The 11055-nt window shown below is 62.8% G+C and carries 10 protein-coding genes; 2 read left to right on the forward strand and 8 right to left on the reverse strand.

What is annotated here, in order from left to right:
- The 4 genes from GPS82_RS11180 to GPS82_RS11195 form a co-directional block, all read right to left on the reverse strand.
- Positions 1 to 621, reverse strand: a 621-nt coding sequence (locus GPS82_RS11180) for an aspartate/glutamate racemase family protein (protein ID WP_296494618.1), incomplete at its 3' end; no start/stop codon positions are given.
- Entirely contained in the window at positions 618 to 3200 is a 2583-nt protein-coding gene (locus GPS82_RS11185) for a TRAP transporter permease (protein WP_296494622.1), read from the reverse strand. The genes GPS82_RS11180 and GPS82_RS11185, both read right to left, overlap by 4 nt.
- A gap of 99 nt (positions 3201 to 3299) precedes the next feature.
- Positions 3300 to 4274 (reverse strand): TAXI family TRAP transporter solute-binding subunit, encoded by a 975-nt coding sequence (locus tag GPS82_RS11190; RefSeq protein WP_296494624.1) that lies wholly within the window; start codon positions 4272 to 4274, stop codon positions 3300 to 3302.
- 143 nt (positions 4275 to 4417) lie between these two features.
- On the reverse strand, positions 4418 to 5791 hold the full coding sequence (locus tag GPS82_RS11195; protein WP_296494626.1) for an aspartate aminotransferase family protein: 1374 nt from the start codon (positions 5789 to 5791) through the stop codon (positions 4418 to 4420).
- 316 nt (positions 5792 to 6107) lie between these two features.
- On the opposite strand from GPS82_RS11195, the gene GPS82_RS11200 reads away from it, so the two are divergent.
- Both GPS82_RS11200 and GPS82_RS11205 read left to right on the forward strand, forming a co-directional pair.
- Complete coding sequence (locus GPS82_RS11200) at positions 6108 to 6386, forward strand: DUF427 domain-containing protein (protein ID WP_296494628.1); 279 nt, start codon at positions 6108 to 6110, stop codon at positions 6384 to 6386.
- A gap of 31 nt (positions 6387 to 6417) precedes the next feature.
- On the forward strand, positions 6418 to 7476 hold the full coding sequence (locus tag GPS82_RS11205) for a Stealth CR1 domain-containing protein (RefSeq protein ID WP_296494630.1): 1059 nt from the start codon (positions 6418 to 6420) through the stop codon (positions 7474 to 7476).
- Here GPS82_RS11205 and GPS82_RS11210 read toward each other — a convergent pair.
- The 4 genes from GPS82_RS11210 to GPS82_RS11225 all read right to left on the reverse strand — a co-directional run.
- A complete protein-coding gene (locus tag GPS82_RS11210) occupies positions 7399 to 8148 on the reverse strand; it encodes an ABC transporter permease (protein ID WP_296494633.1) in 750 nt (249 codons plus the stop codon). The genes GPS82_RS11205 and GPS82_RS11210 overlap by 78 nt on opposite strands.
- Positions 8149 to 9090 carry an ABC transporter ATP-binding protein gene (locus GPS82_RS11215; RefSeq protein WP_296494635.1) on the reverse strand — a complete coding sequence of 314 codons (942 nt, stop codon included), beginning with the start codon at positions 9088 to 9090 and terminating at the stop codon, positions 8149 to 8151.
- Positions 9087 to 10265 (reverse strand): ABC transporter permease, encoded by a 1179-nt coding sequence (locus GPS82_RS11220; protein ID WP_296494638.1) that lies wholly within the window; start codon positions 10263 to 10265, stop codon positions 9087 to 9089. Before GPS82_RS11220 ends, GPS82_RS11215 begins: the two co-directional genes overlap by 4 nt.
- Positions 10266 to 10304: 39 nt before the next feature.
- The coding region (locus GPS82_RS11225; protein WP_296494640.1) for a glycine betaine ABC transporter substrate-binding protein at positions 10305 to 11055 on the reverse strand (751 nt) is incomplete at its 5' end.

The raw sequence follows: 11055 nt of genomic DNA on the forward strand, positions 1-11055 counted from the left end.
CACGCGCACGGCACTGGCGGGCGTGGTCAGCACCGGCACCGACACGGCCTGGCGCACCGTCGTCTCGGCGCGCGCCATGCTGAACTGGGCCAGCGCAATCACGTCACAGCCCTGCTGCTGCAACCACAGCGCGGCCTGTGCCACACGGTCGTCGTGACCGGCAGTGTCACCCGCGTCAAGCGCCTGCATGGCGCCTTCGGCAAGGCGTGGCACCACCTCGATTCCTGGTGGAAATTCGGCCGGCATGGAGACCAGTGTCGGCGCAAAAGAAGCGATCAGCCCGACCCGCTGCCCCAGCGCAACAGCCTCGGCCACCATGGCCTCGTTGGGCTTGAGCACTGGCATGCCCGGGCGCCGGGCGGCCACTGCGTCAATGCATGGCCCAAAGGCCGAGCAGGTGAACAGAATGGCTTGCGCGCCTGTGCCCTCGGCATAAGCTGCCAGCGCCTCAAAGCGCTGGTGCATGGCCGCGTCTAACCCGCTGCCGCTGCGCGCCAGATCGCTTGACAGGCTGTCATCGAGCAGATTCATGCGTTCGCACGCCGGCCAGGCCCGCGCCATCTCCAAGTTGATGGGCGCCACCGAATGCGCCAGCGCGTGGATCAGCGCGACACGGGTCACGGCTTGGCTTTGCGGGCGCGGGCGCGCTGCAAGGCAATCACCAGCAGCAACAGCGGAATGGTCGGCAGGAACATCCACTCTTTGGCAGGGCGATCGGCCGGCGTTTCAGCCGAGACGATGCGAAAACCCTGCTCCATGCCCAGCTTTTCTGCGCGACTGCCAAAACGCACCTGCGTGATCAGCAGTTCGTCACCCTGCGCCATCACGTTCACGCCAGCGCTGGCCAAACGCTCACGCGCCGTGCCCTTGGGGCCCAGCGGCAGCAGCACACCCTTGCGGATGTCCTTGCCATCGATGTTCGTGCCTTCAATCCAGATGCGCTTGCCGGCATTGGCGGGTTGCGCCTCAATCAACTGGCTGATCTGCGATGCGGGCACCTCGGTGTAAGGCGGGTGAACCATGTCCCACCAGTAACCCGGGCGAAACAGCGTGAAGGTAATCAACAACAAGGCAATACTTTCATACCAGCGCGACTTCACCAAAAAATGGCCCTGCGTGGCCGCCGCAAACACCAGCATCGCCGCGGTTGCGCTGACCACCGTCAAGATCAGGTGGAACGGCCCGTCGATGCCGATCATCAGCAACTGGGTGTTGAAAATGAACAGAAACGGCAGGATGGCCGTGCGCATGCTGTAAAAAAAGGCGGTAACTCCCGCTTTGATCGGGTCGCAGCGCGCAATTGCGGCAGCCGCGAATGACGCCAGACCCACCGGCGGCGTCACGTCGGCCATCAGGCCAAAGTAGAAAACAAACAGGTGCACCGCAATCAGCGGCACGATCAGGCCGCTTTGCGCGCCCAGCTCCACCACCACCGGCGCCATCAGGGTGGAGACCACAATGTAGTTGGCCGTGGTCGGCAGGCCCATGCCCAGAATCAGGCTGATGACCGCCACCAGCACCAACATCAGCATCAGGTTGCCGCCCGACAGCAGCTCAACAATCTCGGTCATCACCAGCCCGATGCCGGTCAACGACACGGTGCCCACAATAATGCCGGCAGCGGCGGTGGCCACGCCGATGCCAATCATGTTGCGCGCACCTATGGCCAAGCCCTCAATCAGGTCGAAAAAGCCTAGTTTGGCAGCCTGCCCCAAATCTCCCCGGCCCCGGAACCAGGAAATGATCGGCTTTTGCGTCAGCATGACAAAAATCATGAATATCGTGGCCCAGAAAGCCGACAGGCCCGGCGACATCTGCTCGACCATCAGGCACCAGATCAGCACCACCACAGCCAGCAGGTAGTGCAGGCCGGATTTGACGGTGGGGCCGGTTTCGGGCAATTCAAACACTGGCGCGTTGGGGTCATCAAGCTCCAGCTCGGGCTGCCTGGCGCCAAACCACAGCAGGCCGACATAGGCCGCCAGCAAGCCCACGCCGATCACCCAGACTGCCGAGTCGCCCATCAGCGTCTTGACCCAGCCAATGCCCCAGTAGACCGCACCCGACAGCACAATGAAACCAGCCACGGTCAGGCCAAATGACAACAGGCGCGCGCCCGCCGACGCGGTACTGCGCCGCGGCAGCCCCACCATATTGTTTTTAAGAGCCTCGAGGTGCACGATGTAGAGCAGGGCAATGTAGGAAATGATGGCCGGCAAAAAGGCGTGTTTCATGACCTCGATGTAGGGAATACCGACGTACTCCACCATCAGAAAAGCCGCCGCGCCCATCACCGGCGGCATCAACTGGCCGTTCACCGAGCTCGACACCTCGACCGCCGCCGCCTGGTCAGGGCGGTAACCCACGCGCTTCATGAGCGGAATGGTGAAGGTGCCGGTGGTCACCACATTGGCAATCGACGAGCCCGAAATAATGCCGGTGGCCGCTGACGACAACACCGCCGCCTTGGCCGGCCCGCCACGCATGTGGCCGAGCAGCGCAAAGGCTGACTTGATGAAGTAGTTGCCGGCGCCCGCCTTGTCGAGCAAGGAGCCAAACAGCACAAACAAAAAGATAAAACTGCTGGAAACGCCCAACGCCACACCAAACACGCCCTCGGTGGTGAGCCACTGGTGGCTCATGGCACGGTTGAGCGAGAAGCCCCGGTGGGCAATCATGTCGGGCATGAAGGGGCCGCCAAAGGTGTAGCCCAAAAAGACCAGCGCCACAATCACCATCGGCAAGCCCAGCACCCGGCGCGTGGCCTCCAGCAGCAGCACGATACCGACCAGGCCGGTATAAATGTCCAGCGTGGTCGGTTGCCCCGGCCGGGTTGACAACTCGCGGTAAAACACAAACAGGTAGACCGCGCAAAAGGTGCCCACAATGGCAAAAATCCAGTCTGTCAGCGGCACACGGTCGCTCGGCGAGCGCTTGAAGGCCGGATAAGACATGAACGACAGGAACACCGCAAAGCCAAGGTGAATGGCCCGTGTTTCGGTGTCGTTGAAGACCAGCACACCGGTGCTGAATGGCAGCGGCGACGCAATCCACAGTTGAAACAGCGACCAGGCCAGCGCCACAAACAGAAGAAAGCGCTTCATCAACGGGCCGGGGTTGCGGGCACCGGTGTCGTTGTCGGCGACGAACTTTTCGACGTCAATTTCGGGCACGCTGTCGTTGGCCGTTGCTGATTTCATAAGAATCTCTTTATCAAAGTATGGTCATTCATAAAAAAAGCTCTGACAGGTCAGAGCTTTTTTTGCGGCTGTGGTCCGAAGACGCTCAGCTTGGGAGGATTACATCCAGCCCTTTTCCTTGTAGTACTTGACTGCGCCCGGGTGCAGCGGTGCCGACAGGCCGTCCTTGATCATGCGCTTGGGGTCCAGACCAACAAGAGCGGGGTGCAGTTTCTTGAACTCTTCAAAGTTCTCAAACACCGCCTTGACCAACTCGTACACCGTGGCGTCAGGCACCTTGGCCGAGCTCACAAACGAAGCCAGCACGCCATAGGTGCGTGTCGGGTTGGGGTGCCCGGCATACAAACCACCCGGAATGTCAACCGCAGCGTAGTAACTGTTGGCCTTGACCAGCTTGTCTGCAGCCGGGCCGGTGATGGGCACCAGCTTGGCGCCGCAGGTGGTGATCGGGTCCTGGATGTTGGCGCTTGGGTGGCCCACGCCGTAGAAGAAGGCGTCGATCTTGTTGTCACACAGGGCGGCACCGTGCTCGTCGGCCTTGAGCTCGGCAGCCAGGCCAAAGTCAGATGTTTTCCAGCTCATGGAGGCCAGCAATTCATCCATGGCGGCGCGGCTGCCAGAGCCAGGGTTGCCCACGTTCATGCGTTTGCCCTTGAGGTCTTCAAACTTGGTGATGTTGGCTTCCTTGCGCGACAACACGGTGAAGGGCTCGGGGTGAATCGAGAACACGGCGCGCAGGTCGGAGTGCTTGCCGTCTTTTTCAAACTGCTTGGCGCCGTTGTAGGCGTTGTACTGCACGTCAGACTGGCTCACGCCAAAGTCAAGCTCACCGGCCTTGATGGTGTTGATGTTTACCACCGAACCGCCGGTGGACTCCACCGAGCAACGGTAACCGTGCTTGGCGCGGTCCTTGTTGACCAGGCGGCAGATGGCACCACCCGCGGCGTAGTACACACCCGTGACACCCCCGGTGCCAATGGTCATGAATTTTTGCTGCGCCTGCACGCTGCCCACGGGGGCCAGCATGGCGGTGGCGGCGGCAACGGCGCTGATATAAAAAGACAATTTCTTCATGGAATCTCCAGTGCTAAAAGTTCGAACGACCAAAAATAGTTTGTGACCAAGGTGTGACATCTTAGATCAAAGGCAGACCTCCCCCTGAATGAATGAGTAAGTAGTAACCCAGCCTTTTCATGCAAATCATGCATACTCCAAAATCATGCCGGCATGGCCAGCTGCATCGCCCGGACCAGGCGCCCCACCATCTGCTCAAGCTCGTCCTCGCTGGCAATGAAAGGCGGTGCCAGCAAAATGTGGTCGCCGCAGCGCCCGTCCACCGTGCCACCCATCGGGTAAACCAGCAGACCTTGTGCCATGGCTTCGCGCTTGATGCGGGCGTGCAATTTTTGTGCCGGGTCAAACCACTGGCGCGATGCCCGGTCGGCCACCAGTTCCAGCCCCCAGAACAAACCCCGCCCGCGAATATCGCCCACATGGGGGTGTTCGGCAAAGGCCTGTTTGAGCAGGCCGTGCAAGGTGTGGCCCCGCGCCCGCACCTGCGCCACCAGGCCGTCGCGCGCAATCACCCGTTGCACCGCCAGCGCGGCAGCGCAAGCCACGGCATGGCCCAAATACGTGTGGCCATGCTGGAACAGGCCGCTGCCACTTCTAAACACCTCCACCAGTTTTTTCTGCGCCAGCACCGCGCCAATCGGCTGGTAGCCACCGCCCAGGCCCTTGGCAATGGCCAACAGGTCAGGCACCACGCCTTCATGTTCGCAGGCGTGCAGCGTGCCGGTGCGGCCCATGCCGCACATCACCTCGTCCAGAATCAGCAAAATGCCGTGGCGGTCGCAGAGCTCGCGTATCGCCTTGAAATAACCCGGCACCGCTGGCAGCACGCCGGCAGTGGCACCGCCCATGGTTTCGGCCACAAAAGCCATGACGTTTTCCGGCCCCAGCCGCTCAAAGGCCTGCCCAAGCTCGGCCACCAGCCGCTGGCCATAGGCCTCGGGCGTTTCATCAGGCGCGCGGTCGCGGTATTCGTAGCAGGGCGCCACATGGGTCACATCCATCAGCAGCGGCTTGAACTGGGCGCGGCGCCATTCATTGCCACCCACCGCCAGCGCGCCCAGCGTGTTGCCGTGGTAGCTTTGGCGCCGCGCCACAAAATGGCGGCGCTGCGGCTGGCCGATCTCGACAAAATACTGCCGCGCCATCTTGAGCGCCGCCTCCATCGCCTCCGAGCCGCCACTGACAAAGTAGGCATGGCTCATGCCGGCCGGCGCCGATTCGATCAGCACATCGGCGAGTTCCTCGGCCACTTCGGTGGTGAAGAAACTGGTGTGCGCGTAGGCCAGCCGGTCAATCTGGGCATGCATGGCTGCCAGCACCTCAGGGTGGCCGTGCCCCAGGCAGGACACCGCCGCGCCGCCACAGGCATCCATATAAGACTTGCCACCTGCATCGAGCAGGGTGACACCCCTGCCGGACACCGCCAGTGGCAATTCATGTTGCAACTGGCGGTGAAACACATGGGTGTCACTCGGGCTGATGACCGTTGCGTGGGAGGCTGTTTGGAGTGGAGACATGGTGCAATTCCTGCTGTAAAAATGACCTCGCCACAGTTGTCAAAAGCTTTGCCAGACTGCACTGCTTTGCGTGCATATTTTGCAGCCTCGCGCGGCCGCTTGCAAAATCATTTGGACAACAAGGGTTAAGCAGTTTGTGTCCCAATCGGCGCCTTCTGGTACATCTCGCTGTCGTTTGCGTGTCGTTTGCGCTGTGTTTTTTGGCACATTGCGACAGTCGACACGCCGCTTTTGCCGGCAGCAAGGCTCGGGGCGCACGTGTGGGTGCAGCAGCCGGTACAACTCGTTTTTTAATTCAACGCCTTGAAAGGCCCCCATGAAAGCCACCTGGAACAACACCGTGATTGCCGAGAGTGACGACACCGTTTTGGTAGAGGGAAACCATTATTTCCCCGAGAGTTCGCTCAACAAGGCATTCATCAGCTTCAGCAACCACAAGACATCGTGCCCCTGGAAAGGCCAGGCCAGCTACTACACGCTGATCGTCAATGGCGACACCAACCCCGACGCCGTCTGGTACTACGCCGACCCCAAGCCTGAAGCCGAGGCCGTTCGCGGCCGCGTGGCGTTCTGGAAAGGTGTCAAGGTTGCCTGACCGCCCGACGACTGTTGTTGGATTGAACCGAATGGACCTGACCCAGCCCGTTGACCTGGTTTACCTGTGGGTCAATGGTGACGACCTCATCTGGCGCAGCAAGCGACGCCGTGCGCTGACGCAGTTGGGTGCCGACCACGACTCCATGGCCGCCTTTGGCAACGTTGAGGGCCGGTTTCGGGACAACGACGAGTTGCGCTACAGCCTGCGCGCGCTGGAGCGGTTTTTCCCGAACCACGGCCATGTCTACATCGTGACCGACGCGCAAACCCCGGCCTGGCTGCGGGCGCACCCGCAAATCACCGTGATTGACCACCGGGACTTGATCCCGGCGAGCGCCTTGCCCACCTTTGATTCGGGCCACATCGAGTCCTACATCCACCGCATTCCCAACTTGTCCGAGCGTTATTTTTACTGCAATGACGACGTGTTTTTTGGGGCACCGGTCAAGCTGGACGATTGGTTTTGGCAAGGCGGTGTGTATGTGGGATGGTCTGATGAGCCCGAGGTGAGCAACGAGCCGCTGCGCATGGACGCCACCGCGCTTGAAAATGCCTGCCGCCTGTCAAACCAGTGGCTGCATGACCGCGCTCCCACCGCCGGGCACGACACGCCGATGTTCCGCACCTTTGCGCACTCGCCGCGGCCGATGCGCAAGTCGGTCTTGTTCGAGCTGGAAAAGCTGGCGCCCGAGTTGTTTGCGGCTGTGCGCTCCACCGTGTTTCGCACTTGGGACAAGCCCACCATCGTGTCGGATTTTGTGCTGCGCTGGTCGCTTGCCAATGGCCTGGCCAGAGTCCGGGACTACGCCCATGTGCATGTGTCAAGCGGCCACCTGCACGGCCCCCACGGCCTCGACCAGGTGGCGGTGCAATTTGGCAAGCTTGACTTCTTTTGCATCAACGACACCACCGACGACGCGCACGCCAGCGACCCCCGGCTCAATCAGGTGCGAACCGTGCTGCAAGGTCTGCTGCCCACGCCATCGCGCTTTGAAAAGGCCCTGCTGGCCTCACGCGCGCCAGGCGACGCGACGCGCCACGCGCTCAAACGCCATGTCAGTCACCACGGCCAGCAGGCCCACCAATAACGCGCCCTGCAAGATGTAGGCGGTGTTGAAGCCGCTCAGGCCAACAATGATGGGTGAGCCCAGCGTTTTGGCGCCCACGGTGGAGGCAATGGCGGCGGTGCCAATGTTGATGATCACCGACGACCTCACCCCGGCCAGCCACACCGGCAGCGCCAGTGGCACTTGCAGCTGCCACAGCGCTTGCCAGGGCGTCATGCCCAGGCCGCGCGCGGCTTGCTGCATCGGCTCCGGCACCGCCTGCAAGCCCGCCACCGTGCCCCGCAGCACCGGCAACACGCCGTACAAAGCCAGCGCGATCAGGGCCGGCAACTCACCAAAACCAACCAGTGGCACGGCCACCGCCAGCACCGCCACGGGTGGAAAGGTTTGCCCCATGGCGGCCAGTGCGTCCACCATCGGCTTGAAGGCTTGACCGGCCGGGCGCGTCACCCAGATGCCGGCCAGGCTGCCCACCAGCACCGCCACCAGGCTTGATGCGCCCACCAAGGCGCAGTGCTGCCACAGCAACTGGGCAAACGGCTCCTGGCGGTACACCGGGCGCTCCAGCGCGGGGAACAGGGAGGCAAAAAGTGGCTCGGACGCCGGCAGCGCCAGCACCAGAACAACCAGCGCCAGTGCCGCCCAGGTCAGGCGGTCCCGGGCAAACACTTTTGCAGCACGAGCAAGCAACATTTATGCGCACCCGCCTGGCGGCGCAAACACGTCGGCGGCATACAGCACACCCGCGTGCAGGCCCGCCGCATCCACCACATTCACGCTGGCAACCCGGTGCAAGGCCATGGCCGACACCGCCTCACGCAACGAGGCTTGCGCGGGCAGCGTGATGCCAGGCACGGCCGGCTGCGCGCGCGCCAGCTCGACCGCGCTTCGCAGTGACAGCCACTTCAGCCCCAGGTCACTGCGGCCCACAAAGTCGGCCACGAACGCATTGGCAGGCTGGGTCAACAACGCCAGTGGTGTCGCCACCTGCACCACCTTGCCCTGGTCGATCAGCACCACGCGTGTGGCCAGCAGCAGCGCCTCATCAATGTCGTGGGTCACCAGCACAATCGTTTTGCCCGAGAGCTGGTGAATGCGCTTGAGCTCTTGCTGCAAGGCCGCGCGCGTGACCGGGTCAAGCGCACCAAAAGGCTCGTCCATCAACAGCACATCGGGGTCGGCGGCCAGCGCACGGGCCACGCCCACGCGCTGCTGCTGGCCGCCCGAGAGTTCATGCGGAAAGCGCTGGCGGTACTGCTCAGGCGGCAGGTCAAGCAGGGTCAGCAGTTCATCAACGCGCGCGGTGATTTTTGCCGCCGGCCAGCCCAGCAACTGCGGCACGCTCGCAATGTTGCGCGCCACCGTCCAGTGCGGGAACAAGCCCACCGACTGAATCGCATACCCCATGCGCAGGCGCAGGTCGCGCGGCTTGAAGGCGTAAATCTCCTGGCCGTCAAACAGAATGCGGCCCACGTCATGCGGCTCCAGCCGGTTGATCATTTTCAGGATGGTGGACTTGCCCGAGCCCGACGCGCCAATCAGCACCAGCAACTCGCCACGGGCAATGTGCAGGTTCAGGTCGTCCACCACGGCAACACCGGCGTAGGACTTGCCAATGTGCTCGAACCTGATCACGCGGGCGCTCCCGAGGGTGGCTGCGCCCACCGGGCCAGCACTTCAAAGCCCAAGTCCAGCAACAGTGCCAGCCCGACAATGGGCAACACCCCGAGCAGCACCAGGTCTTGCGCACTGCCAAACAGCCCGTCAAACATGATGGCACCCAACCCGCCAGCGCCGATCAAGGCCGCCACGGCGGCCAGGCCCACCGTTTGAATCGTGGCGGTGCGCACGCCAGCCAAAATCACCGGGGCGGCCAGCGGCAACTGGGCCGACCAAAAAATTTGCCCGGCGCTCATGCCCATGCCGCGCGCGGCGTCGAGCACGGCAACGGGCACCTGGGCCAGACCGGCTTGCGCGCCGCGCACCACCGGCAGCAGGCTGTACAGGGTGAGCGCCACCACGGCCGGTGCCAGCCCAATGCCACTCACACCCCAAGTCGCCAACCACGGCCAGGCCGCGGCCAGCCAGGCCAGCGGCACCATGAGCAAACCAAACAAGGCAATCGAGGGCACCGTTTGAATGATGTTGAGCGGTGGCAACAGCCACTGCTGCCACCTGGCTGAATGGTTGATGGCCCAGCCCAAAGGCAAGCCGATGCACAGCGTGGGCAGCAGGGTAAACACCACAATCTGCAGGTGGCGAAGCACCTGTCCAGCAAAGATGTCGGCGTGGTTGGCGTACTCTTTCATCAAAGACAATTGGTCGCACCAACCCGAGGCCAGCAGCCACAGCACACACAGGCCGATGCTCATCCAGACCGTGGCACGAAGCGCCAGGCCCGCCTGCATACGGTGCAGCGCGTCCATCACGGCCAGCCACAGCACCAATGTCATCACCCAAAAGGCGCTGCCCAGCGCGGTGCGCGCCAGGCTGGATTGGGTTTCTGACACCTGCCCGGCATAGAGCCCGCCAAGCGCCAGCAAGCCCGGCAGCAGCAGCGCGGCCAACACCAGCACCGCAGCGCCGGCCCAGCGTGGCGTTTTGACGAACACGGCGGCCAGGCATGCCGTCAGCAGCGTCGCCACCATGAGCAGTTGCACCGGCAATGAGACACCCAGCGCCTCGACGGGCGCCGCCAGCGTTTGCCCCACCTGCCACAGCGACACCCCCTGGCCCGACACCAGGCGGTTGGGCGCCACGGTGACCAAGGGCAACCAGAGCACCGCGCCCAGCCCGAGCGCGGCCAACACTGAAAAGGCCGGGTTGCCCCGCACGCCGCAGGCCCCCGCTTACTTGATCAATTGCTTGGCACGCAAAAACTCGCCCGCCACCTTTTTGGCGTCCTGCCCTTCAAGCTGGATCTTGGCGTTCAGGCCCTGCAGCGTGGGGCCATCCAGATGCTTGAAGACGTTCGCCAGCACGTCCCTGATTTTTGGCTGTTTGGCCAGCACCTCGGCGCGGATGATGGGCGCGGGCGCGTAAATGGGTTGCACACCCTTGGGGTCGTCCATGATGACCAGGCCCAAAGCAGCCAACGGGCCATCGGTGCCGTAGGCCATGGCGGCGTTGACGCCCGAGGTTTTCTCGGCCGCCGCACGTATGGTCACGGCCGTGTCGCCGCCGGCCAGGGTCAACAATTGATCGGGTTTGAGCTTGAAACCATAGGCAGCCTGAAACGCTGGCAACGCGTCAGAGCGTTCGGCAAACTCGGCCGACGCTGCCAGCTTGAACTGGCCGCCCGCGCTGATCCACTTGCCCATGTCGTCCAGCGTCTTGAGCTTGTTGGCGGCGGCCACGTCCTTGCGCACCGCAATCGCCCAGGTGTTGTTGGCAGGCGCTGCGGCCAGCCAGACGATTTTGTTTTTTTCCAGATCCAGCGCGCTCACGCGCTCAAAACCGGCCTTGGCATTTTTCCAGGCCGGATTGGCCTCGTCAGAGAAAAAGAAGGCGCCGTTGCCGGTGTACTCGGGATAGATGTCGATCTCACCGGCGGTGATGGCGCCGCGCATGATCTTGGTGTTGCCCAGGCTGGACTTGTTT

The sequence above is a fragment of the Rhodoferax sp. genome (assembly GCF_011391645.1).
Taxonomy (GTDB): Bacteria; Pseudomonadota; Gammaproteobacteria; order Burkholderiales; family Burkholderiaceae_C; genus Rhodoferax.

Excerpts from the sequence above, each read along its gene's own strand:
- GPS82_RS11185 (WP_296494622.1), bottom strand. The coding sequence starts at position 3,200 with ATGAAATCAGCAACGGCCAACGACAGCGTGCCCGAAATTGACGTCGAA.
- GPS82_RS11190 (WP_296494624.1), bottom strand. The coding sequence starts at position 4,274 with ATGAAGAAATTGTCTTTTTATATCAGCGCCGTTGCCGCCGCCACCGCC.
- GPS82_RS11195 (WP_296494626.1), bottom strand. The coding sequence starts at position 5,791 with ATGTCTCCACTCCAAACAGCCTCCCACGCAACGGTCATCAGCCCGAGT.
- GPS82_RS11200 (WP_296494628.1), top strand. The coding sequence starts at position 6,108 with ATGAAAGCCACCTGGAACAACACCGTGATTGCCGAGAGTGACGACACC.
- GPS82_RS11205 (WP_296494630.1), top strand. The coding sequence starts at position 6,418 with ATGGACCTGACCCAGCCCGTTGACCTGGTTTACCTGTGGGTCAATGGT.
- GPS82_RS11210 (WP_296494633.1), bottom strand. The coding sequence starts at position 8,148 with ATGTTGCTTGCTCGTGCTGCAAAAGTGTTTGCCCGGGACCGCCTGACC.